Consider the following 21,736-nt stretch of genomic DNA (forward strand, 5'->3'; position numbering starts at 1 on the left):
AGGCGATGTAGACGATGCCGGCGAGCACGAACAGTGCACTGGTCATAACAGGCTCCCTTCTCGAAAGATCAGTGGGTTGCGGCGAACACGGCCGCCACCGCGGCGACGGCCAGGGTGCGTAGGGGGTGGGCCAGAACCCACGAGGCCAGATGCAGCAGCCCCCGCGGCACCAGGACGAGCACGGCCCAGCAGGCCATCGCGATCGCCTGCGCGTCCTGCTGGCCGTCGCGGGCCTGCCCGGTCAGACCGACCAGGTCCGACAGCGGCTCCGGCGAGCCCGTCCACACCGCCGTGACGCTGCCCCAATCCCCCGGAATGTCACGCACAGTAATTCCGATGTTGGAATTGGGACCGGAACTCGTAGTGACCTTCTGTACAGGTTTGGGCTGGTTGTATTCCGGTAGGGGAGGGGCCGGCGGGCCCTCTGACCTGCGTGGAGCGAGGGCAACCACGTCCGCCTCCCGTCGGAGTGGAATTCGCCGCGGCGGTAACGCTTGGTAGTTGTCCTCGGCGGGTTGAGCGCTCACCAGATCACCTCCTTCACACGTGTGTGGTGCGGGTTCGAGACGTGGTTCATCGGGTTGTTCCTCCCTGACCGAGGGGTGGGGCCACGGCACCCGACCCGACAACCGCGGTGGCGGGTCGAGCACCGTGGGCTCACACCCCGGTCAGGCCACCCGGCCGTCGGCCAGTTGCAGGACCTGGCCGGCGATTTCCGCCGGCACGGCGTTGAGGACCTTGCGGATAGTCCGGTCGGAAATCCCGGTGATCTCCGCCAGTTGCTTGTTGGTCATTTCCGGGTTCCGGCCCCGGGCCTCCAGGACGACAGCCACGGTTTCCGCCCGCACCGTTTCCACCTCGGGCAGGCCAGCCGGCAACTCGGCCGGAACAGCAGCCAGGGCTTTCCGCCCCGCCGGGCGCGTGATTTCCGCCCGCCGCCCCGAGCCGATTTCCGGTCGTTCCTGCACCCGAGCAAGAGCACGGCGGGCGCATTCCAGCTCGCTGACCGCACTCTCGCGGGCCTCGGAGGCCGCCTGCGCCTCCTGCTCCGCGCGCACCCGCGCGGTGACCTGATGCTCGACGAACCGCTGCGCCTCAGCCAGCTGCGCCTGCAGCTCCCGCACCATCTCGTCCGCCGTGGCGGCCCGATCCTGCGCGGCCTGGTAGCCGCGTTCGGCCTGCTCAACGGCCTCGGCACTCGCCCGCGTCTGCTCGTCAGCCGCCTGGACGGCCAAGGTCCGGGCAGTAGCGGCCCGGTCCGCGGCGTCGCGGGCCTCAGCGAGTCGACCCTCCGCCAGACGCTGTGCCTCAATCGCCTCCGTGGCCAGCCGCTGCGCAGCCTCGGCATCGGTGCGAGCGGAAATCTCGGCCTCGGCGCAGGTGGCGATTTCCGCCTCCTTGGCCGCCAAGGTTTCCGCCCGCGTTTCCGCCTCAGCCGCCGCCCGGGTTTCCGCCTCAGCCCGGGCCGTTTCCGCCTCAGCACGCGCAGCCGCTTCCGCCTCAGCCCGCGCCGCTTCCGCCCGCGCCGTCGTTTCCGCTTCCGCCTGCGCCGCCCGAGCCTCGGCCGTTTCCGCCCGCGCCACCCGAAGCTCTTCCGCCCGCGCCGTCGTTTCCGCCTCCGCCGCGACTTCCTGGTCCGTACGGCCGGTGAGGCTCTTAACCCGCACCACCACGATCGGCGCGACACAGGCAACCGCGACCACCAGCCCCCACGGCACCTTCTCACCGCCGTCGAGGTCGATGAATACGGGAACGAGGTGCACCGCCACCTGACAAAAGATCATCAGGAGCATGCCGACGACCATGTCGACCCACCGACGACGGTGGAAGGCCGTGATCACGTAGACATCGAGCATCACCGGGAACATCCAGGCGATCTTCGGACTGAAATGCGCGAGGACCGCCAGGTCGAACTCGCCCCGGGCCGTCAGCACTACCGCCGCGGCCATCGCGACCCACGGCCCCCACGACACGCCAGCCACCCGCGCTTTCACCGCAGCACCCGCTCATCAGCGACCCGGGCCAGACTGGCACCCAGAAGCTCCCGCGCGAGCTCGTCCTCCGCGCACGACTGGTGACACGCATCGCCACGGCCGTCGCGCATCTTCGTGACGGTGGCGCAGACCCGGCAGGGCAACGACCGGTCAGGGTCGTAGTGCGTCGAGTCGGACCAATCCAGACGTACCCGCACCAGCAGGGAGGCCATCAGCACACCTCCCCGCGTGCCCGGCGGCGGGCCCGCACCTGGGCCAGCAGCTGGCGGCCGTACGGGTCCAGATCGGCCTCGTCCACATCGACCGCTGGCGGATGCCGGCGGTCGTCAAACCAGCGGACCAGACGGCCACCGACAACCACGCCAGTGACCAGGCCAACCGCAACGACCGGGGAGTACAGCAGCACCTGCGGGACCTGGTCGGCGTGATCCGACATGGCCCGGCCAGCAAGCACCGCCACCGGAGCCCCCGCCACCGCCGTGACAGCCGCAGCCCGCAGCGCACGGCTCACCGTCCGAGAAGCCGGAGGTGCCGACACGACCGGCCGGCGCAATGCCTGCCGATACTCCCGCTCGGCATCCACCAGACGCCGCAGCCCGTCACCACCAGGCAGCACCGCGACAGCAGCGGCCTGACGCTCCAACTCGACGTCAGACACCTCGCGTAGACGAACCCGATAGCGGTCCAGCACCACGGTCATGTCCAGCACTGTCGGGGCCGTCATGCCGCACCACCCAGCACGCGTGCCGTCCCGGCCATCGCCCGCAACCGCACCACCGGCCGCGACTCCACCTGCGGCAAACCCGCCGCCCGGTCGTACTCAGCCGCCCGGTCACCGCCGGCCGCCTTGGCCTTGTACAGCGCGATGTCCGCCGCCTTCATCACCCGCAGCGGGTCATCGCCAGCCATCGCCGACACCGCGCCGACACTGGCCCGCACCGCCAACTCCCGGCCACCCGGCACCGTGATCGGCGCGGCCAGAGCCCGCACCACCTCCGCGCCGAGCATCCCCGCGATCGGGGCCGGCGACGGGCACACCAACACCATCTCGTCCCCGCCAAGCCGGGCCACACACGCGCCGTCAACCTCGTCGAGCACATCGGCCAACCGGCCCGCGGCCTCCACCAGCACCGCATCACCCGCGTCATGCCCGTAGGCGTCGTTGATCTGCTTGAACCCGTCCACATCCAGGAGCACCAGGTCGTAGGGCTCACCAGCCATAGCGGCCAGGGCCTCGTGCAGGCCGGCCCGGTTCGACAAGCCCGTCAACGGATCCGTAGCCGCATCCCGACGGGCCCGCACCAGCTGGACCCGCTGCGACCGGGCCGTCTGTGCGGCCCACACGTGCCCCGCCAGCGACAACACGGCAGCCGCCGGCAGCAGCATCTTCAACGCCTTCACCGGGCCACATCCCCGGAGCGCGCCCGACGGGCCTTGTTCGCTGCGATCCGCTGATGCGGCGCCAGACCGCCGTAGATCCCCTGGATCCAGTCCGGGGGGAGCTCCGCCTCCTCCCGCAACGCCAGCTCGGCGCACTCGACCCGCACCGGGCAGCCACTGCACGCCTTGCGCGCCTGCGCTTCCAGATCCGGCTCGTTTCGCGTAACCGGGAACCACTTGTCATCCTCAGCGCTGACCTTGGACTTCTTGCCGTCCGGGGCGCACTCACCTCGGGCCTGCACCCGCTTCTCCAGCACAGATGTCAGTTCGGCTGTCGCCGTGCTGCGTGCGACGATGTCCATGAGTCGTGTCTCCTTCCGGGTTGGACCGACTCGCTGAGCCCTCGGCGCTGTCACGCCGAGGGCTTCCTTACCTACCTCAGTCGCAAAGTTTGGTACATAACTTCACGCCCTGATGACAGTACGTCTCCAAGCGACGACGGTCAAGGACTTACGTACCCAGCAGTCACCAGAAGTGCACCAATGACCAAAAGTTATGTACCAAAGATGGCCGGGTGCGTATCATGCGCGCATGACATCGGTCAGACACGGCCAACGAGGTGCCTCACGTGCGATCGCGGATGATCTCCGCAGCCAGATCAGGTCTGGGCAACTCCGGCCAGGAGACGCTCTGCCAACGAGCCGGGACCTGGCCACCCGATACGGCGTGACAGATCGAACCGTCAGTGCCGCTGTCGACATCCTGAAGGCCGAGGGGCTCGTGATTGGCGAGCAAGGTGGGCGCCGCCGGGTGCGCGCCGACCGACCTATCACCTGGGACCTGACAAAGTTCGAAAGCAAGGCTCGCCGCGACTCAACGACGATGGACGACTGGTCCACCGCCATCAAGGAAGCCGGTCGTGACCCCGCCCAGATCGTGACCGTCACGGCCGAGCCCGCTGATACTGCGGTGGCCGGTTGGCTACAGATCCAGCCTGGTGACGAGGTGATACGCCGGGTACGGCTGCGGACAGTCGATGGCCGGCCGTTCCAGTTCTCCACCAGTTGGTTTCCCGCACGAATCGCCAAAGACACCGCGCTCATGGAAGAGCGGGATTTATCGATCCCCGGAGGGCTGCTCCGCTCTGTAGGACACCCCCAGCACCGCATCCGTGACGAAATCACCGTCAGAATGCCTAAGCCAGAAGAGTCGGAACGCCTCAAGCTGCCACCCGGCACTCCCGTTGCCCAGCACGTCCGCATCGGCTTCGGCGATGACGGACCGGTCAGGGTCATGATGACCATCGCCCCGGGGGATCGACACGTCCTCGTCTACGAGATGGATGTCTGATCATGATCCGAATCCGGCCGGCAGGCCAGCATGACATCGATGCCCTCATGACCCTGCGCACGGAGGCTGAACAGTGGCTACGCACTGCTGGCACAGACCAATGGTCGGACCCGGAAACCGGTAGCCAGGCAATCGCCAAGTGGCGGCAGAGCATCTATGAAGGCCGGACCTGGGCGCTGCTCGACAGAGACCAAACGGTGGTTGGCACAGTAAGCCGAGGACCGGCAGACCCCGACTTCTGGTCTGAAGAGGATCGCCCGGAAACAGGCTTCTACCTGTACAAACTCATCATTAGCAGGACGCTTTCTCGCCGAGGGCTCGGCAGCCTGGTCATCGACTGGGTATCCCGCGTCGCCGCGCTGGAAGGACGAGAGTGGGTCCGGCTCGACTGCTGGCGCACAAACCACAGATTGCACCGGTACTACGAAGGCCTCGGCTTCACACACGTCCGTACCGAGGCCCCCGCGCACCGCAGGTCAGGATGGATGGCTCAACGGCCCGCCGGCCTCGTCCTTAATCCCACTGACTCTCTGCTCATCGGCTCCCACGATCAGGTGCCGCCGCAAAAAACATCACTGGCTACGTCTGGCTGAGGTCGAGGATGCTCCAACCGGTGGGCAGGACGGCGGCGGCCGGGCCGGGGTTGGTGGTGGCTAGGTGCGCCTGGTGGGCGATGGCGGTGCGGGCGGCATGTCCGAGGGCGATGTCACCGCCGGCAGTACGGGCGAGCACACCGACCTGGCGGGCGTCGTCGACACCGGGCTCCGCGCCGAGGGGCAGCACGGTAACGGCCGGAGTGGTTGTCAGAAGCGTGAGCAGTGCGGCGCTGACCTCGCTGCTCGTGGCGGCGTACGCGGCGGCGAGACAGGCGGCCGGCACGCCCACGGTGCGGTCCTCCTCGGCTACCTCCGCGATCAGTTCGCCGACGGCGAGCTGCCCATCGACGTACGCGGCGAGCGCGGTGGCGTCCAGGACCACGGCGACCGGGCCGCTCACGCGGCCTCGTCGAGGATCCGCTGTCCCTCGGCCAGGGCCTCGGGCGGGATCGGGGCGGCCAGGCGGTCACGCCAGCGGGCCTTACCCGCGTCGGTGACCTCGATCCCGGCGCGGCGCAGCGCCTCGTCCAGGTGAGTGCCGGCCATCTGCGCCCGTACCGCCGTGGTGATCGCGGCGGACACGTTGGGCTGGTCGTCCAGCCACTGGGCCACGTCGTCGGGGACGCTGATTGAGCGTTTCGCAGTCATGACACCGACCCTACCCGCCTGGTAGCACCGCCGGTGCTACCAGGCGGGTGGTCACTGAAACCGCACGACCCATGTTCGTACACATGTCCTATCCACATGCTGTGGATAGGGGGCTGGTGTACCCGAGGCCGGTGGTCGTAGCCGTGCCCGCCCACGGCACATGACCCCGGATACGGCTGTTAGCCGGCACCCGTGTCGGGTGCCGGCCAACAGCTTCTTTCCCCCTTGAGGGTTAGGTCTGGTGGTGGTGCCGGGGTCAGCTGGTCCAGTGCTCGGCCACCAGGTCAGCGGCCTGGGTCTCCCACTGGGCGTAGTGGAACGGGAACGCCGACACCTGCACCGTCTGCGCGGCCTCGGTCAGGGGCATGTCCTGCCAGCCCTCGACCTGCTTCAAACCCTCCAGGAACGCGGTGGTGGAGTAGGCGGGGTCGGTGATCTGCTCCACCGTGCCCCAACCGGACGACGGACGCTGCTGGAACAGGCCCTGCGAGTCGTGGTCGTTGCGGTCACCCAGGTGACCCAGGTTCTCCAGCTTCGACTCCTGCAGGCTGGTGGCGATCGCCACCACGGCGGCCCGCTCGTCCATCCCGGCGGCCTTGGTGGCCTCGATGATGGCCTTCACATTGCCGGTCTGCTCATCGCCCAGGTCGATATGCGACTGCGTGCCCTGGGTGCCGTGCGGGATCAGCGTGTCCATGTCCGGCTTCGCCACCTGCACCGCCGCTGCGGCGGCCGGGGTGGGGGTGGTGTCGGTAAGGGTGGCCAGGGGGCCGGCGACGACACCGGTGGACAGGGCCAGACCAGCGATACCAAGCACGCTACGACGCAGAATCGTGTTCATGAGGTGTGCTCCATTCGGGGGTCGACGCCCACGCCCGAAAGGGGGTTCAGGGTGGGTGCGAGCACCGTCGGGCGCTCAACAGAACAAGAAAGAAAAGAAGATGATCCTCAGGCGACCGCGGCCCTGCGGGGCTCTCACGGTGCCGGGTCCATGTGTAACGACCGGCGGGCCGCCATCATTCCGGGGCTCACGCACGGGCGGCACCCGCCACGGGCGGGGCGCCTCCTCGGTCGTACGCAGGGTGTAACGCCCCGACGCCGGCCGGGATTCCGCCACCACCGTGCCCCCGACCACACACCACACGGGCATCAACCAGACACCCGTGACGTCTGCACCCAGAACAGACTCGTCCAGCTACATCACTGGCTACGTCTGGCTGAGGTCGAGGATGCTCCAGCCGGTGGGCGATGGCCGTCCGGGCAGCGTATGTGCCGTGTGATGTCTCGTACGAATGTGAGTACGTCCAGCCTTGATCAGGCTGCTCGGTCTTGGTTTTGGGTGGGCGGCAGGGTGGACAGGGCTCGTACGGCGTCGGCGAGGGAGATGGGCCGGTCCGGTACCGCAAGCATCTGTTCGACCCACTGCCGGATCAGGGCGCTGGCCGTGGTGCCGTGCTGGTCGGCGTAGGCGCGTAGGCGCTGATGCAGTGGCAGGGGCAACCGCACCGAGGTCGGCACCGTGGCGGTGTCCAGGTCCGCTGCCGATGGCAGGCTCGCCAGGATCTGCTCGGCCTGCTCGGGCGGGTAGTCGCCGAAGGTCATGGCGCCCTCGGTCATCGCCTGATGGATCTGCTCGGCGGCGGCCGTGGCCTGCGCGTCGCGCAGCGCCTGGTCGTCGTTGTCGTGTCCGCTCATCGCGTCGCCTCCCATCGCGTCAGCTCAGCCTCCTCGCCGGCGGTCAGTTCCCGCGCGGCGGTGATGTGAGCGTTCATCGAGCCCTGTTCGGGCCACAACACCACCAGCAGGGCCCGGCCGGTGCGGGTGCGTCCCCACACGGTCAGCACCGCCCCGGCCGAGGTGTAGCCCTGCCGGGGCCACCGTTTGCCGTACTGCAGCACCTGCTGCACCTCGGACGGCTCGATGCCCAGCCGGGCCAGCCACTCCAACGCCCCACCGGCCCACATGAACGTCACACCACAAGCGTAGTGCACGTGCACTACACCCTGCGACGGGTTGCGTGGCTGAGGTCTTCGAGGCAGCAGACCCCACAGGGCCTTGTGCTGAATGGCCCTGGCGCTCCTTACATCCCGAGTGATGGCCCGCCACGGTCGATGTTCGGTCCGCGGTGGTGGTCGCGGTGGAGTCGTGGACTGCTGCGGTGCTCGGCTGCCTGCTGTTTGGCGCGGGTGGCGCGTTCGCGGGCTTGTTCGGTGTGCCGGCCGAGGTCTTCCACCCGGGCGAGTATCGGGTTCAGGCGTTCACGCAGGGTGGCTTCGGCGCGGAGTCCGGCGGCGCGGCGCAGCAGGGCCTCGGGCGACTGGCGTTGTTGGGGGAACGATTCGGCTGCCAGGGTCGTCGCGGTGCGTGGCGGCTTCTCGTCGGCGTGTATCGCTTCCGCCGTCCGGGCGGGCCAGTGGCGCTGTAGCTCGGTCAACTGTTGTGCGGCGTTCGGGGTACGGCGTGCCAGCTGCTCGTGTGGGTACGCGGCCGCGCGGGCCTGCCCGGCGTCGTGGTCGGCCCGCACGGCGACGTCGACGAGCTGCCGCACCTGCCGGGCCACTTGGCCGGCGCGGGGGCGCAGCAGTTTCGCCAGCCGGCTACGGGCGTGCTCGGAGTGTTCCAGGGCGCGGATCTCGGCGCGGGCCTGCCGTGCGGTGTCCTCGTGTGCTCGGGCGGCCTGTAGGTGCTGCTCGGCCTGGCGGGCCGCGTCGACCGCGGCGGCCAGTCGCTCGCGCTGCTGGTCGAGTTCACGCATGGCCGGGCCACGCCCGGCGCGGGCCTCGGCGAGGCGGGCCTGCTCGGCGCGCTGCCATCGCGCGTGGGCGGCCGTGATGCGGGCCGCGGCCTGTTCCGCGCGGGTGATCTCGTCGGCGAGTTGCCCGGTGGGCACCGTGCCGTAGGGGCGCCGCTGCCACGGCACGTGGGCGTCGGTAGCGCCGGCCGGGACGCGTCCGCCGCGGCCGGCGGCCGGGTGTTGGCGGCGGGTGGTCTGCGCGCGCGCGGCGTCCAGGCCGTCGCGCAGCTGCTCGCGGGTGAACCGGCCGGATGGTTCATCGCCGGCGGCGATGGCGCGTAGCTCGGCTATGACCTCGCGGCGGGTCTGCTCGTCAGCCGCGCGCCGCCCGGCCGGGTCCAGCCGGATCCGCTGCAGCCGTTCGCGCAGCAGATCCCGCTCGGTCGGCTGACGCAGCCGTTCGTCGTCGAGGGCGTCGACGCGGGCGGCGAGGGCGTCGACGTCGGTGACCGGGTCACGCCGCGGCACCGTCTGCGGCTCGGCCGGCTCGGCGTGTGGGTCCGCGCGGCGGGGCAGGATCGGCTCCGGCGCCTCGCCGAGTTCGGCGAGCACGATGCCGTCCGGCTGGTCGTTGTCCACGCTGGCGGCGTAGGCGTCGACGGCCCGCTGCCGGGCCTCGGCCTCACCGGCCGGGATACCAAGCCGGGCCCGGTCCGCGTCGGTTTCCAGCCCGTCGAGGGCTAGCCACAGGTCGGCGCGGTGCCGGTCGCGGGACATGGCCGGGTAGAGCACGTGGGCGTCCATGCCGTTGCCGTAGACGAGGGCCTGGTCGCTGGTGAGGCCCTGGGCTTTGGCGGCGGTGATGGCGTAGGCGAGTTGCAGCCCGCCGCGCTTCACGTAGCCGGCCGGGACGGTGACGTGGGTAAGCACCGGCCCGTCCGGGCCGATGCCGCGGCGTTCGATGGTGACCCGGCCGGCGTCGTCGATGCTGGTCACGATGCCGCGTTGTCCGTTGAGCACGCCCAGAGCATGGTTGTTCGTGCGGGTCATCACCTGGTCGCCGACGTGCAGCCTCAGGGCCGCGCCGGTCGCCACGGTGTACCGGGTGCCCTGGTGGAGTTCACCGGCGGCTAGGCGGTGCTGCTGGGCCAGGTGGTTGAGGGCGTCGACGTCGGCGTTGGTGTGCGCGAGCATCAGCAGCCGGTCGATCCGCTCGTGCGGGTCGGCCCATGCGGTACGCGCGGCCGCCCACCGCGCCAGTATCGCGGTGTGCGCCTCGGCCGGCGTCGCGGTGACGTGGACGCGGCCGGAGTCGGCCCACGTCTGCAGCGCGGCACGACGCTCGTCGGCCCGCCATGTTGCCAGCGCCTCGCGTTCGACGACGTCGCGTTGGCGGCGGTTCTCCGTCAGCTCCAGCCCACCGAGCATGGTGTGCGCGGCGGCGAACACCCCGCCGACGCCGACAGCGCGCAACTGCTTCGGGTCGCCGACCAACACGACCTTGGTGCCCGTGTCGCCGGCCGCGGCCAGCAGCCGGGCCGTGTGCCGGTCGTCGACCATCGCGGCCTCGTCCACGACCAGCACGTCCACGCCGGTCAGGCCCGGCCCGTCGTCGATACGCCGCAGCCAGGACGCGATCGTGTACGACTCGATGCCGGCCTCGGCCCGCAGGTTGGCCACCGCCACCGCGGCGGTGCTGGCCCCGGCGACGGTCTTCCCCTCGGCCTCGTAGGCGGCGCGCAGCCCCGCCATGAGGGTGGTCTTGCCGGCGCCGGCGACACCGACGACGGTGTCCACCCCGTGCCCGGCGCCGGTCAGCCGGTCCAGCACCGCCCGCTGCTCGGCGGACAACGCGAAACCGCCGGCGGCCTCGAACTGCGCCACGGCCAGCGCCGTGGTGGCGTCGTCGACGAGCGCGTACCCGCCGGCGAACCGGTCGCGGGCGGCGGCGATGACGGTCCGCTCGGCATCCACGATGCCCGCCGAGGTGAACCGCTGGGCGTTACTCAGGTGCACCGCGCCGGCGGCCGGTAGCGGCACCACCGTGTCGGTTGCGAGCACCTGGTCGACACGCTGCTCGGCCTCGGCCAGCGACGAGATGCCGGCGCTGTCGACGTCGAGCACTTCAGCGAGCAGGTCGGCGCGGGTGGCCGTCTTACCGTGCGCGGTCAACCCGGCCTCGTCGCGGAACACCCACGCCACCAGGTCGTCAACCGACACGCCTGCGCGCTCGGACGACGGCCGCGGGCCGGGCATCGCCGCGGCGACCAGCCGCGCCGGATCCACGTCCGCGGCCGCGGCCTGGGCGTGCCAGTCGGCCCGCAGATCCACCCCCGCGCCGGCCGGCTGCTTGTCCCGCTTGGAGTCCTGCGCGGCCTGCTTCTGCTGACCCGTCGTGGCCTTGGCGCGGTCGAGTCCACGGTCGGTCAACGCGGTGTCGATCTGGCCCTGACGCTTGGAGAACACCTCACGCAGCCGGCCCGGAACACCCGTGATCTCCCACGCCCCGGTGCCCGGGTCACGGGCCCACTCGATACCCCACCGCTGCCGGGTCACGGCACGCAGCCGGGCCTGCACGAGAGTACCCGCGGCCTTGACGTGGCGGTGGATGTCACGGCCGCCGGCGCCGATCGTCGACCACCTGCCGTCGACACCACGGACCACGTTCACGACCGTCACGTGCGCGTGCAGATGCGGATCCGGCGCGGCGCCGCCGACCGGGCGGGCGGTGCGGTGCACCGTCATCCAGCCCAACAGCCCGGTCCCCTCCACACGGTGCCCACGGTGACCGTCGCCGTGATGCCCGCGCATCCCGTACCCGGCCCACTCCTGCATCGCCCCGACGGTCTCGCGCACACAGTCGAGGTAGGCCTCCTCCAGCTCACGCGCCGTGTCCAGGTCCGCCATCGCCACCAGCACGCTGTACGACTTCGGCAAATCCAGGGTGAGGTCGTAACCACGGTTACCGACCACGACCCGGGCGTCCCTGTGCAGCCGCGCGGCCGCCAAATCCCCCACGTCGTACACGTCGTCGAGCCGAATCCCGGCCGCCGCGGCGACCTTCTCCAGGTCACCCACCGGCGCCCGATGCGCCACCGCGTCTGTCAGACCCACGCGGACGCGGGCCTCGGCGCGGTTCTGTTCCCGGACCACACCCCGCTGCAGACGACCGAACCGGGCCACCGCGCGCGGCTCACCGAGCAGCCGCGCCGGCGTCGTTCCGGCCGACTCCGCGGCCACGCGCACGGCGTCGACCAGCGGCGCGGCATCCAACCTGGCGCGCGGGTCGACAGCCTTCTTCGCCTCGATCAGCCGCTCCCCGGACCGCGGATCACGGCCGTCGGCGAGCATCCGAGCCGCCGTCTTACCGTCGTCGTCGAGCACCGTTCCCGGCGCGATACCAACCTCGCGCAGACCCTCACCAACCCACTCCAAAGGCCGATCCGAGTCCAGCCGGTACGCCACCTGACCATCACGATCAGCGGACAACCCGCACCCGGAATTAGCCTGCAACCGGTAGTCGACCTGGCGCATGTCCGGCCCGATCGTGGTCGCCCACGCCATCCGGCCTCACCCCCACGCGCCGCCCACTTTGTCGACCTTGCCCCGATTTTGATCTTGACTCTCGTATCGAAGATACCTGGGTACTTCACGTTTCAGGGACCGTGAATTGATCTTGAGATGGATCCGGGTGCTGGTGACCGTCCCAGGCCACCGCGCGCCAGGTGCACGTCCGTGGACCCGCGCCGGCTGTGTGTCCACGCAGGAGACACACACATCGGTGGCAAGCCGACCCGGACCGCAGCGCCGGCCACGGCGCGAGGACCGGAAGCGGCGCGGCAGCACCAGCCAGCCCAGCAACCGTGGGGCGAAGGCACGCAGACACCCCGCTCGGCTACGCGCGGCGGCGGGTGGGGGCGTTGCTACCCGTTGCGGGCCTGGCCAGCGCGTGTCCGTCCCGGTGCCTGGCCCTGCGCGGGGTCGCTTTGTTCAGAGTGGAAGGGAACGCTGGCGGGTCTTGACCCGTCGGCCGTTCGCGTAGTCGGTGAGATAGCCGGTGGGCGGGTGCCAGTGCGCCGACCACGGGGCTTCTTTGACGCCTTGGACGAAACGCTTGAGATGCTCGACCTCGCCGGGCTTGCGGTCGAGGTTGTCCCCGGCCAGGAGCAGGACGCGCTCGTCGACGTGGTGTCGGTAGCAGAACTGCAGCTCGTGGGCCGCCTCGTACACGCCGTAGGCGGAGCAGTCGAACGACATACGCGCGGCCCGGCCGAACGCCAATGCCGGCTCGATCCCGGGAAAGAAGAACCACTGGCCGAAACCGACCGCGTACCCGCGGATGACGCGGTGATCGTCGCGGCGCACCTCGCGCGGCAGCGGGTCACACGACACGGCGGCGTGGTAGCCGCCAGCAGCCACGCTGTGGCCAGACTGCGAGTCGCCTTTCTCGTGGCGCTCGCACAGCATCTTGCGCCGGCCCACCGCGCACCCCCCTCTTCTCCTGCCCTGGCCGTCACCGTACGACGCCCCAACGCCCATCACCGGCCACCACCCCGAGCGCTACGGCCGGCACCGTAGACGGGGTCACCCGGACCGCCCCGGGCTCGGGCGGTCGGAACGTGCGCGGCACGATGCGCGGTGAGTCGTCACTGGCCGATCTGGGCGCGGATGTCGTCGAGCCGGGCGGCGAGCGTGGGGACTTGGTCCCGGTCGGTGTAGGGCAGCAGGGCGCCTGAGCAGTGGATGCAGGTCTGCGGGTCCCACTGGTCGGCGCTGCCCCGGACGGTGATGAGCCGGCATATGCCGCACACCTGCAGCTGCTCGACGTCCTGGGCGGCGGCGAGTTCGGCGGCGCTGGTACGGCGGCGAGTACGCCACGGCAGCGCGGCGTACGCCGCGGCGGCGGCCTGGTTCCGCTTGGTCTGGTAGCCGGCGAGCGCGGTTTCCTGGATGTCCTGCCGGGCCCGACGGGTGGTCGAGCAGTTCGACCTCCGTGCGTGACAGCAGTTCGCCGTGCTGCAGCTGGGCGGCGGCCGCGCACAGCCCAGGCCGGTCGCCGCGCTGGTCGACGGCGGCCGCCAGCGCGCGGGCCTGCCGGGTCCACTCCTGGCGGTGCCGGTCGGCCAGGACCTCGCGTAGCCGGCCGGCGACGGTCGGGTCGGCGCGGTCGCCGTCCCACCACGCGAGGACGGCGTCAACGAGGTCCGGTTCGGCGTCGACCAGGTCACGCGGCCGGTGGCCGACCGCGTAGCCGAGTACCGCGCCGGCCGGGGCGCCCAGGAGCCGGGCGACGTCGTCGACGTTGACGGCGCCGATCCGGGCGGCGAGCTGCTGGCGGCCGTGCTCGGCGTCGGCCTGGTCGTGCCAGTGTTGGGCGCGGGCCTGCGCGTTGACGCGCTCGGCGAGCAGCTCGGCGAGCGTCACCTGGGCGGCGGCTTCCGCCGGCAGCATCCAGACGGTGCCAGTCACCGCGTCGGCCGGTGAGCGGACCAGGCCGCACGCGGCGACCACGAGGGCCTGCGCGGCGGCGATGTCCCGGCCGGGCTGGCCACCGTAGCGGCCGGTCTGGCTCCGGGCGGACGTCATCAGCTTCGCGGCCGCGGCGATGAACGTGGCGGCGCGGCTCGGGGTGGTGGTGAGCAGCAGCAGCGGCGGGCAGTGCGGCCAGACGCCTTCCCACGCCCCGTCAGCGGCGTACGCGAGATACCGGGCCACCTTCTCCCGTAACAGGACTTGGGTCATGCTGGCCAGGTCGACCTCGATGAACACGGCGGCCTGGCCGACAACGTCGGCGGCGGCGAGGTCAACCAACGCGACCGCGTCCGGGGTCAGCCGGCGCAGCCGAGAGCCGTAGCCGGGTGAGCGGGGTTCCCACTCCTGCCAGCCGGCCCGGTCGGCCCACCAGTCGACCAGGCGCAGCCCGGCGGCCGGGCCGTGCTCGCGCAGCGCCAGCCACACCTCGGCGATCGCGGCCGAGTGCGCGACGAACAACCCGGACGGGCGGCGGCCGTCACCGGCGGCGGTGCCGGCCACCAGCCGGGCGCCGGCCGGACGCAGCCACCAGTGCCGGGGAGCCGAGCCGGACTCCCGGCCCGGGCGCACCTGGTCGACCAGGCCGGCGCCGCGCAGCCGATCCAGCCGGTAGCGCACGGTCCGGTCCGGGGTCTCGGTGGCGCGGGCGAGTTGGTCAGTGGTCATCACCCGATGCTGGTCCAGCAGCACCAACAGGTCGTGAGACGGGCCGCCCGAGGTACGCAGCCGCTCCACGAACGACCGATCCGACAACGGCGAACCTCCCCCGTACGCCCCTATGGGGCCACCAGCGGTGACACAGACAGTGTCAGTCGCCCCGTTGCCGTCGACCCGGACAGCGGCGCTGTGCTGGGCCAACACCCTGTCACGGGTTGCCGTTCGGGTCCACAGCAATTGGCAACCAACAGACCCCCGGCGATGGCCAACAGCCGACCTGTCAGCGGTGATCTCTCACCTGATGTCAGTGCTTAAGCGGCGGGTTGAGCACGTACGCGACCGGCCGATCCCGGACCGTCCAGCGGGTCCACAGGTGCTGGTCAAGGTCCCCGAGACCTGTTTCGGCGGCGAGCCCCGAGCACCGGCTGACGCTCGCTGCGGGTGCGGCGTTCCGCAGCCCTGTTCAGGAGCTGGCGGCGCGACGGTGGCCGTTGCCACCCGTTGCTGGCCTGGTCGGCAGCCGGTGGGTTGGTGGTGGTGCCGGTCGTACCCGCCGCACTGGCTCACACGCCGAACTCGCGGCGGGCCGCGCCCTCACCCGCGCCCAGGACGCCGGCATCGACAGGTGTAGCGTCCGGCGGTACACGGCTGGGGCGCAGTGGACGGAACGAGGGGTGCGGTTGCTGATGGCGGGTGTGCTGAGCCTGGACGAGCTGATCGGGCTGCTGGACCGGTTCGGCATGAAGGTCACCGTCGACCTGGACGATGCTGCCGCCGACGGGGTAAGCCCTGAGCTGGTCACCGCCCGCCTCGCGCACGCCCTGGTCGGCGTGGTCGAGGCCCACGCCAGCCGGGCCGAGGACGCCGCCCGCACCGCCGGCGCCGGGGTCGACGACATCGCCGAGATCACCCTGATGGCGTTCGCCGGGGCGAACTGCCAGCGCGAGTCCGACGAGTGGGCCCTGATCGAGTGGCGGGCCGTCAGGCTGGCGATGGCGCTGTCCGGGCTGGACTTCGACGGCCCCATACCCAGTCAGGGGCAGGTGGGCTCCGGTGACGTCCTCGTCCGCACGATCCGCACCGTCGCCGGAGCGCTGTCGGGAATGGCCACCGCCAAACGGACCGCGTCCGACCCGCTGCGCCCCGCCGGGGACGCCACCGACGCCGGCCGGGCCCTGTCCAAGGCTATGGACGCCCTCGAACGCGCAGCGGCCGACGCGGCGCTGCACCGCAACATCGGCGACCTGATGCGGATGACCGACTGAGACGAACGGACCACGCTCTGATGGACCACGACAACGGCACCGGCGGACCGCTCGCGCGCTACTCACCCGAGGCCCGGGTCGCGGTTTTCATCGACTTCGAGAACCTGGTCTGCGGAGCCGGCAAGGGTCTGCCTGGGCAGAGCGACCCCATCCCGGCCAAAGCGCTGACGCACCTATGCCGCGGCTTCTACGGCAACGCCTCCATCCGCAAGGCGTACGCCGACTGGGCCAACACCGGCTTCGGCCGTCACCAGCCCGCGCTGGCCAACAACGGCGTCGACCTGGTCCAGATCGCCCACCACGGCGTCGCCGGCAAGAACGCCGCCGACATCCGCATGGCCGTCGACGCGATGGAAGTCCTCATCACCCACCCGGACGTCGATGTGTTCATCCTGGTCACCGGCGACAGCGACTACTCCCCACTGGTGCACCGGCTACGAGAGTTCGGCAAACACGTCGTCGGAGTCGGCACCCAGGCCACCGCCAGCCAACGCCTGGTCTCGGTCTGCTCCGAGTACAAGTTCTGGGGCACCATCGTCGCCGAGGTGGAACCAGCCGCCCGCCCGGCGGTCAGCGCCGCGTTCGACATCGCCGACGCCGAAACCCTGCTCGTACGGGCGTTCGAGCAGATCCCCACCGACACCCCCACCGCCGGCACCGTCAAGAACAAGATGCTCGTGCTGGACCCGTCGTTCGACCAAGCCAACTACGGCTGCCGCACCTTCCGCGATTTCCTCAACCAACTGTCACACCGGGTAGCGCCCGCGGGGCGGTCCGGGGCTGACATCAGGATCCGTCTGATTCCCATGCCGGCGTGATCAGTCGCGTGGCCGAACTGGTCTTGGACGTCTTCGAGGCGGGCGCCGGCTTTGCGGGCGAGGGTGACGCAGGTGTTCCCGGCCTCTGGTCCTCGCCGGACCGGGTCAACTTGCCCGCCCCGCGATATCGGCTGCACACAGCGAGGCTTCCGCGCTACTTTCTGCTGATCGGTTGTGGTCGATGGGGAGGTTTGTAGATGTCGGCGAAGAGCAACCCGGGTGACGGCACCCACGGGCGGGGCATCAAGGGCAGCAAAGCCCTGGCGGGTGAGACCGCGCGGGGTCCGGTGGGGTTCCTGGCGGACCTGGCGCGGGGCCTGCGGGGTCTGCTGCGCGGGTGAGGCAGCTTCGCCCTGCGTTTTGGGGCCCGTCGGGCCGGGTGGGCGTCGATCCCCTGGTCGTGGCGGGCCCGGGCGCGCGGGTGGCCGGCGGTGAGCTGGCGCGGTTGTTCACCGGCGTTGGTGTGACCGGCGAGTTCCCGGCCGGTAGTTGGTGGCAGGAGGTGGCGCTGGTGTGGCCCGCGCCGGCGGCCCGCCCGGCCGGTCGGGCGCTGCGCGAGGTGTTCACCCAGGCGGTGGCCGAGATGTGTGGTGACGCCGCGGTGGTCGGGGTGAACTTCTCCGGTGGCCTGGATTCCCTCGCGGTGCTGGTGGCGGTGTGCCGGCTGGTCCCGGCGCGGTCGGTGGTGGCGTTCACCGTGGACCTGGTCGACGACGACGGCGTCAGCACCGCGGCGGCGGCCTCCGCGCTGATCGCCGCCCTGCGGCTGCCGGCCCGCCTGGTGGTGGTCAACCCTGACGCGGCCGGCGCCGCACCGCCGTGGTCGCCGCTGGGTCCGCGGTTCGACGCGCTGCCGCACCTGAACGCCCGGGTTAACGCCGCGGCGGCGCACGCCGGTTGTGGGGTATTGCTGTCGGGCAACGGCGCCGACGAGCTGCTGGCGGCCGGGTCGTTCGCCTCGATCGAGGTCGCCGGTCGGTGGGGTGCGCGCGGGGCCGGCCGGTATGTGGCCGACCTGGCGCGGACCGAGGCCGGCTGGCCCGGCGAGGTGGCGGCGGTCGCGGCCCGGGCGCTGCCGGCCAGGTGGTCGGCGGCGGCGTACTGGGCGGCGAACTGGCCGCGGCTGTGCCGGCCGAGCGTGTCGCCGTTGCTGGCGGCCGGCCACCGGGATCAGGCGCGGGCTTGGGCAGCGCAGTGGGTGCGCGAGCAGGTCGCTGGCCATGCGGCGGCGGGCAGGTCATGGGCGCAGGCAGACCGGGTCGACACGTTCTGGCCGCGCGGGTTCAGCCCCGACGCCGGCAGCGTGCCGGAGGGCTCACCGTTCCTGCACCCGGACCTGGTCGCCGCCGGCCTGGCGGTGCCGGTCGCGTCGCGCTACGACCCTCGCCCCGCGCACGCCTACCACCGGATCAAACCCCTGGTCGTCGGCTTGTTCCCGGCGCAGATGCGGGCCGGGCTGCCGACGGCGAAGCGGTACTACGCCGCCGCGCTGGCCCGCGCGGTCGCCGGCCCGCTGGCCGCGCCAACGGCCGTGGAAGCGGGGCTGCTCGACGCCGCCGCGGTCGCGTCCTGCACGGACACGGCGACCCGGCTGACGGTGGCGGCGGTGGAGACCTGGCTCGCCGGCGCGGTCGCGCGCGGGTATCAGGTCAGCGGGTGAGCTGGTAGGACCACAGCCGGTCCACCTCGACGAAACCGACCCGCTCGTACAGGGCGTTCGCCACCACCCTAGACCGCTCCGGATCGTCGTCGGGGGCGTCGTCGTCGACGTAGAGGATGACCTCCCGGGCGCCGAGCCCGGCCAGCAGGTCCAGGGCCGACCCGAGCAGCCGCAACCCCAGCCCCTCGCCCCGCGCCACGGGCTCCACGCCGATCCACCAGAGCACGCCAACACCGTCGACCGGGTCGCCGATGGTCGCCTCGGCCACCACCTGGCCGGCCCGCTCGACCTGCAGCACGCGGCGGTCCTCGTCGCAGCTGGTCCGGTACGAGCAGGTCGGCAGGCCCGGCGCGGGCAGGTCACGGCGCATGTACCGCCACAGGTCGCTGCCGGTGAAACCCCGGTCGAGCAGGGCGGCGTGGGTGGCCGAACGGTGCCGCACCGGCAGGGCCTCCAGACCCAGGCCCAGCGCGGTGGCGAAGGAGAACGCCTCCACCGACGGGCAGCCGGCCAGGCCGGTAAGCGCATGGTCGAGCAGCCGCCGCACCACCGGCGGGTCCTCCCGGGCGTGCAGCCACAGAATCACCCCGGCGCCGTCGCGCGGACGCCGGGCGTAGGCCACCGCGCCGGCCAGCGCTCCGGCGGCGTCGCACAGCACCTCGGTACGCAGATCGGCCAACTCGGCCCACCACGCCGAGTCCACCGGCGACGTCCCGTCGATCGCCGCCTGCAACCGCTGCAAAGTGCACGCCGGTTGACCGGGCAGCCGATCGGCGTTAACCAGGTCGACCAACTCCGCCGTGGCGGTGGTGACCGGTGTCAGCAGCGACGTGACCACGGATGACCTCCTTCTCTGAATCCCCGGTGGGTCAACGACCATCATCGGTCCAGCGGCGGGCTATCGACGGTGCGCCGCGGTGATTCCGTGGAATGCCCGCCGTCGGCGGCGGTGAGGTACGCGGCGAGGGCGTAGGCCGGCGCCCGGTCGAGGCGCTGCCCACCGTGGTCATAGCGACGGGTGGTCCGCGCGTCGGCGTGGCCGAGTTGCTCCTGGACGTCCTCCAGGCGCGCGCCGGCGTCACGGGCGAGGGTGGCGCAGGTATGCCGCAGCACGTGCGGACTCATCTTCACCGGAATTCCCGCGGCGACGGCGAGGCGGCGCAGCAGCCGCCACACCGCACCCCGGTCGACGCGGGCGCCGCTGGCCGTGACGACCAGGGGCCGGCGCGGCCGGGCCCCGGCCTGCCCGACCACCACCGGCACCCGGGCCTCAGCGGCGGCCTGCCCACCCTCGGAAAGGGGCGCTAGAAGGCCCTTACGCGGCCCCGCCGGTGACGCCACGAGGCAGGTACTCGTCGAGCGCGACCGCGATGAGGGCGGTCCGGTTACCGCTGGTGTGCTGCTCGGCGAGTCGGTCGATGACGGCAAGGTTGGTGGGGTTGGGCCGGATGGAGACCTGGACCTGGTCCTCCTCGTGCAGCTGCCGGGTGGACCGCTGGACAACGAACAGTCCATCGGACTGCTCGGCGGGTTGTTTGCTGCTGGCTGCGGCCAGCTCGGCGAGTCGATGGTGCGTGGCGTTAAGAGCGTCGAACACGATCTGCGTGTGCGAGCGGCTGGTGCTTTTGGCGTAGTCGCGGAGCCGGCTGCGCAGGCTGACAGATAGGTAGATCACTACGCTGGAAGGGTGGCGTTTCGGCTTCCGGCTACCTGTGGCCTGATGCGTGCGACGTGGGCGAGCGGGACGCGCTTCGGCATCTGGCTCTGCTGCTGCGGTCGTCGGTACTGGCCGTTGGGCCGCCACAGCGGGTACTGCCGGGGCCGGTGGTGTCAGCTTGGGAACTCCCTGGGTGCGGTCAGGTACCGCTGCTGTGGCCGGAGCAAACAGGCTGGACAGGTCGGTGGGCGGAATACCGGAGGGATCCTTGCCGAGCTGGGTACCGCTCATGCCGTCACTGCCGCAGCTGAGGCCTCCGCCTTGACAAGCGCGGCGAGCGTTTCGGCGGTCAGAGCCTGGAAGTCACCGGCGAGGCTGGCGGAGCTGGAGGCCAGTTGTGGCGTGTCCACCCCGTCGCGGAGCCGCTCGTACCACTTCGGTCCGGCGTCGACGACGCGCTCGAGTTCGTGGGCGAGCTGCCCGCGCTCGCGCACGTCGTAGGCGGCCGCCTCGACGTGGCGGATCGTGGCGTCGAAGACCGGCGCGGCCGCGCCGAGTTCCGCTTGGATCGCCGTGCGGGCGGCGCCGCGGATCCGGGTCGCGCCGGGGGTCACACCGAACAGAAACACGCCGAGCAGCGTAAGGGTCGGGTTGATCGTTCGGGCGGCAGCGAACCGCTGGGCCATTTCCCGCAGGCCCTTGCGAGAGCTGGCGTCAGTCTTGGTGGGGATGAGGAGGTACGCCGCCGCAACGAGGGCTTCCTCCTGGACGACGGCGTCGATCGGCGGTGTGTCGATGAACAGCAAGTCGTAGTCGGCTGCCAGTGGGGCCAGGCAGCGGCCGACAGCACCGGTGGATTCACGGCCAGAACGCCGGTAGGCGTCGAGCGCCGAGGGGATCAGCGAGACCGCCGCACCGCCCGGCACCACATCGAGGTTGGGGCGTACGTTGCGCAGAGGCACGGGGGGTTTGCCGGAGCGGACGGCGGCGTAGAGGGCTTCCCCCTCGTCTGACAGACCAGCGCCCGTGTAGCCGAGATCCTCGCCGAGGTTGCCCTGCACATCCAGCTCCACCAGCAGCACCCGGTTGCCTGCCTCTGCCGCCAGGGCTCCAAGGTGCGCGGTAGTCGTCGTTTTACCGACGCCGCCCTTGCCGTTGGCTACTGCGATCGTGCGTGCACTCGCGGGCATACGTTGCTACTCCTGTCGCGGGTCCTACTCGCGGCAAGAGGAGCTGGTGCACCTGCTGCCGCAAGCGCATAAGGGCATGCTGGCGCGATTTCTATCACATGAGCAGATGAGAGAGCGACAGACGCGCTGACAGTGTGAGCTACACAAAGACGCGGAGCCAAGGCATGTAGATACCGCTACTGCACGGTGTTTACTATCAGCTTCTAACTAACGCTAATGAACAAGCGACCCGGTATTGCTATCCGATAGCGTCAT

23 protein-coding genes and 1 pseudogene are annotated in these 21,736 nt (G+C 71.1%); 6 read left to right on the top strand and 18 right to left on the bottom strand.

Annotated elements, in window-relative coordinates; genetic code table 11:
* Positions 1 to 68: 68 nt before the first annotated feature.
* The 6 genes from SALPAC6_RS0124560 to SALPAC6_RS0124585 form a co-directional block, all read right to left on the bottom strand.
* The gene (locus SALPAC6_RS0124560; RefSeq protein WP_018255955.1) at positions 69 to 326 is read right to left on the bottom strand and encodes a hypothetical protein; all 258 of its coding nucleotides are present in this window, start codon (positions 324 to 326) and stop codon (positions 69 to 71) included.
* A 342-nt stretch (positions 327 to 668) separates the two neighbouring features.
* Entirely contained in the window at positions 669 to 1,949 is a 1,281-nt protein-coding gene (locus SALPAC6_RS0124565; protein WP_018255956.1) for a hypothetical protein, read from the bottom strand.
* 41 nt (positions 1,950 to 1,990) lie between these two features.
* The gene (locus SALPAC6_RS0124570; protein WP_018255957.1) at positions 1,991 to 2,206 is read right to left on the bottom strand and encodes a hypothetical protein; all 216 of its coding nucleotides are present in this window, start codon (positions 2,204 to 2,206) and stop codon (positions 1,991 to 1,993) included.
* Complete coding sequence (locus SALPAC6_RS0124575) at positions 2,206 to 2,718, bottom strand: hypothetical protein (protein ID WP_018255958.1); 513 nt, start codon at positions 2,716 to 2,718, stop codon at positions 2,206 to 2,208. The genes SALPAC6_RS0124570 and SALPAC6_RS0124575 overlap by 1 nt, the downstream gene beginning before the upstream one ends.
* Complete coding sequence (locus tag SALPAC6_RS0124580; RefSeq protein WP_018255959.1) at positions 2,715 to 3,395, bottom strand: GGDEF domain-containing protein; 681 nt, start codon at positions 3,393 to 3,395, stop codon at positions 2,715 to 2,717. The genes SALPAC6_RS0124575 and SALPAC6_RS0124580 overlap by 4 nt, the downstream gene beginning before the upstream one ends.
* Positions 3,392 to 3,736 carry a WhiB family transcriptional regulator gene (locus tag SALPAC6_RS0124585; RefSeq protein WP_018255960.1) on the bottom strand — a complete coding sequence of 115 codons (345 nt, stop codon included), beginning with the start codon at positions 3,734 to 3,736 and terminating at the stop codon, positions 3,392 to 3,394. Before SALPAC6_RS0124585 ends, SALPAC6_RS0124580 begins: the two co-directional genes overlap by 4 nt.
* Before the next feature lie 229 nt (positions 3,737 to 3,965).
* Here SALPAC6_RS0124585 and SALPAC6_RS0124590 point away from each other — a divergent pair, with 229 nt between their 5' ends.
* A complete protein-coding gene (locus SALPAC6_RS0124590) occupies positions 3,966 to 4,724 on the top strand; it encodes a GntR family transcriptional regulator (RefSeq protein ID WP_026190056.1) in 759 nt (252 codons plus the stop codon).
* 2 nt (positions 4,725 to 4,726) lie between these two features.
* Complete coding sequence (locus SALPAC6_RS0124595) at positions 4,727 to 5,317, top strand: GNAT family N-acetyltransferase (RefSeq protein ID WP_026190057.1); 591 nt, start codon at positions 4,727 to 4,729, stop codon at positions 5,315 to 5,317.
* Here SALPAC6_RS0124595 and SALPAC6_RS0124600 read toward each other — a convergent pair.
* The 8 genes from SALPAC6_RS0124600 to SALPAC6_RS0124635 form a co-directional block, all read right to left on the bottom strand.
* Positions 5,304 to 5,720 carry a hypothetical protein gene (locus SALPAC6_RS0124600; RefSeq protein ID WP_018255962.1) on the bottom strand — a complete coding sequence of 139 codons (417 nt, stop codon included), beginning with the start codon at positions 5,718 to 5,720 and terminating at the stop codon, positions 5,304 to 5,306. The two genes, SALPAC6_RS0124595 and SALPAC6_RS0124600, sit on opposite strands and share 14 nt — an antisense overlap.
* The gene (locus tag SALPAC6_RS0124605; RefSeq protein WP_018255963.1) at positions 5,717 to 5,968 is read right to left on the bottom strand and encodes a hypothetical protein; all 252 of its coding nucleotides are present in this window, start codon (positions 5,966 to 5,968) and stop codon (positions 5,717 to 5,719) included. Before SALPAC6_RS0124605 ends, SALPAC6_RS0124600 begins: the two co-directional genes overlap by 4 nt.
* Positions 5,969 to 6,224: 256 nt before the next feature.
* Entirely contained in the window at positions 6,225 to 6,809 is a 585-nt protein-coding gene (locus SALPAC6_RS0124610) for a hypothetical protein (protein ID WP_018255964.1), read from the bottom strand.
* A 473-nt stretch (positions 6,810 to 7,282) separates the two neighbouring features.
* Positions 7,283 to 7,663 carry a hypothetical protein gene (locus SALPAC6_RS0124615; protein WP_109746870.1) on the bottom strand — a complete coding sequence of 127 codons (381 nt, stop codon included), beginning with the start codon at positions 7,661 to 7,663 and terminating at the stop codon, positions 7,283 to 7,285.
* A complete protein-coding gene (locus SALPAC6_RS29575; RefSeq protein ID WP_026190059.1) occupies positions 7,660 to 7,941 on the bottom strand; it encodes a hypothetical protein in 282 nt (93 codons plus the stop codon). Before SALPAC6_RS29575 ends, SALPAC6_RS0124615 begins: the two co-directional genes overlap by 4 nt.
* 107 nt (positions 7,942 to 8,048) lie before the next feature.
* Positions 8,049 to 12,266 (bottom strand): MobF family relaxase, encoded by a 4,218-nt coding sequence (gene mobF, locus SALPAC6_RS26770; RefSeq protein ID WP_050563520.1) that lies wholly within the window; start codon positions 12,264 to 12,266, stop codon positions 8,049 to 8,051.
* Between the two features lie 426 nt (positions 12,267 to 12,692).
* Complete coding sequence (locus SALPAC6_RS0124630; RefSeq protein WP_018255967.1) at positions 12,693 to 13,184, bottom strand: hypothetical protein; 492 nt, start codon at positions 13,182 to 13,184, stop codon at positions 12,693 to 12,695.
* 102 nt (positions 13,185 to 13,286) lie between these two features.
* A complete protein-coding gene (locus tag SALPAC6_RS0124635; RefSeq protein WP_018255968.1) occupies positions 13,287 to 14,987 on the bottom strand; it encodes a replication-relaxation family protein in 1,701 nt (566 codons plus the stop codon).
* 395 nt (positions 14,988 to 15,382) lie between these two features.
* On the opposite strand from SALPAC6_RS0124635, the gene SALPAC6_RS26775 reads away from it, so the two are divergent.
* The 4 genes from SALPAC6_RS26775 to SALPAC6_RS0124660 all read left to right on the top strand — a co-directional run bounded on the left by SALPAC6_RS26775 (position 15,383) and on the right by SALPAC6_RS0124660 (position 18,634).
* Complete coding sequence (locus SALPAC6_RS26775) at positions 15,383 to 16,156, top strand: hypothetical protein (protein ID WP_026190061.1); 774 nt, start codon at positions 15,383 to 15,385, stop codon at positions 16,154 to 16,156.
* A gap of 20 nt (positions 16,157 to 16,176) precedes the next feature.
* A complete protein-coding gene (locus tag SALPAC6_RS0124645; RefSeq protein WP_018255970.1) occupies positions 16,177 to 16,974 on the top strand; it encodes an NYN domain-containing protein in 798 nt (265 codons plus the stop codon).
* 197 nt (positions 16,975 to 17,171) lie between these two features.
* Positions 17,172 to 17,315 carry a lariocidin/triculamin family lasso peptide core domain gene (locus tag SALPAC6_RS29580; RefSeq protein WP_018255972.1) on the top strand — a complete coding sequence of 48 codons (144 nt, stop codon included), beginning with the start codon at positions 17,172 to 17,174 and terminating at the stop codon, positions 17,313 to 17,315.
* A 38-nt stretch (positions 17,316 to 17,353) separates the two neighbouring features.
* Positions 17,354 to 18,634 carry an asparagine synthase-related protein gene (locus SALPAC6_RS0124660; RefSeq protein ID WP_018255973.1) on the top strand — a complete coding sequence of 427 codons (1,281 nt, stop codon included), beginning with the start codon at positions 17,354 to 17,356 and terminating at the stop codon, positions 18,632 to 18,634.
* Here the strand turns inward: SALPAC6_RS0124660 and SALPAC6_RS0124665 are convergent.
* The 4 genes and pseudogenes from SALPAC6_RS0124665 to SALPAC6_RS0124680 form a co-directional block, all read right to left on the bottom strand.
* Positions 18,624 to 19,472: a GNAT family N-acetyltransferase gene (locus SALPAC6_RS0124665; RefSeq protein WP_018255974.1), complete on the bottom strand. Its 849-nt coding sequence runs from the start codon at positions 19,470 to 19,472 to the stop codon at positions 18,624 to 18,626. The genes SALPAC6_RS0124660 and SALPAC6_RS0124665 overlap by 11 nt on opposite strands.
* Before the next feature lie 41 nt (positions 19,473 to 19,513).
* A pseudogene (locus SALPAC6_RS30630) lies at positions 19,514 to 19,855 on the bottom strand (tyrosine-type recombinase/integrase); the annotation flags it as partial.
* A gap of 94 nt (positions 19,856 to 19,949) precedes the next feature.
* Positions 19,950 to 20,309, bottom strand: coding sequence for a hypothetical protein (locus SALPAC6_RS30635; RefSeq protein ID WP_018255976.1), 360 nt, complete (start codon positions 20,307 to 20,309; stop codon positions 19,950 to 19,952).
* Between the two features lie 269 nt (positions 20,310 to 20,578).
* Positions 20,579 to 21,481, bottom strand: a complete 903-nt coding sequence (locus SALPAC6_RS0124680; RefSeq protein ID WP_018255977.1) for a ParA family protein — start codon at positions 21,479 to 21,481, stop codon at positions 20,579 to 20,581.
* Positions 21,482 to 21,736 lie beyond the last annotated feature (255 nt).

The organism is Salinispora mooreana, from assembly GCF_000379065.1.
Taxonomy (GTDB): domain Bacteria; phylum Actinomycetota; class Actinomycetes; order Mycobacteriales; family Micromonosporaceae; genus Micromonospora; species Micromonospora mooreana.

What these genes read in the sequence shown, in the direction of transcription:
- SALPAC6_RS0124585 (WP_018255960.1), bottom strand. Translation starts at nt 3,736, where the DNA reads ATGGACATCGTCGCACGCAGCACGGCGACAGCCGAACTGACATCTGTG.
- SALPAC6_RS0124605 (WP_018255963.1), bottom strand. Translation starts at nt 5,968, where the DNA reads ATGACTGCGAAACGCTCAATCAGCGTCCCCGACGACGTGGCCCAGTGG.
- SALPAC6_RS0124615 (WP_109746870.1), bottom strand. Translation starts at nt 7,663, where the DNA reads ATGAGCGGACACGACAACGACGACCAGGCGCTGCGCGACGCGCAGGCC.
- SALPAC6_RS0124575 (WP_018255958.1), bottom strand. Translation starts at nt 2,718, where the DNA reads ATGACGGCCCCGACAGTGCTGGACATGACCGTGGTGCTGGACCGCTAT.
- mobF (WP_050563520.1), bottom strand. Translation starts at nt 12,266, where the DNA reads ATGGCGTGGGCGACCACGATCGGGCCGGACATGCGCCAGGTCGACTAC.
- SALPAC6_RS0124645 (WP_018255970.1), top strand. Translation starts at nt 16,177, where the DNA reads ATGGACCACGACAACGGCACCGGCGGACCGCTCGCGCGCTACTCACCC.
- SALPAC6_RS0124680 (WP_018255977.1), bottom strand. Translation starts at nt 21,481, where the DNA reads ATGCCCGCGAGTGCACGCACGATCGCAGTAGCCAACGGCAAGGGCGGC.
- SALPAC6_RS0124570 (WP_018255957.1), bottom strand. Translation starts at nt 2,206, where the DNA reads ATGGCCTCCCTGCTGGTGCGGGTACGTCTGGATTGGTCCGACTCGACG.
- SALPAC6_RS0124590 (WP_026190056.1), top strand. Translation starts at nt 3,966, where the DNA reads ATGACATCGGTCAGACACGGCCAACGAGGTGCCTCACGTGCGATCGCG.
- SALPAC6_RS29580 (WP_018255972.1), top strand. Translation starts at nt 17,172, where the DNA reads ATGTCGGCGAAGAGCAACCCGGGTGACGGCACCCACGGGCGGGGCATC.
- SALPAC6_RS0124595 (WP_026190057.1), top strand. Translation starts at nt 4,727, where the DNA reads ATGATCCGAATCCGGCCGGCAGGCCAGCATGACATCGATGCCCTCATG.
- SALPAC6_RS0124610 (WP_018255964.1), bottom strand. Translation starts at nt 6,809, where the DNA reads ATGAACACGATTCTGCGTCGTAGCGTGCTTGGTATCGCTGGTCTGGCC.
- SALPAC6_RS0124565 (WP_018255956.1), bottom strand. Translation starts at nt 1,949, where the DNA reads ATGGCCGCGGCGGTAGTGCTGACGGCCCGGGGCGAGTTCGACCTGGCG.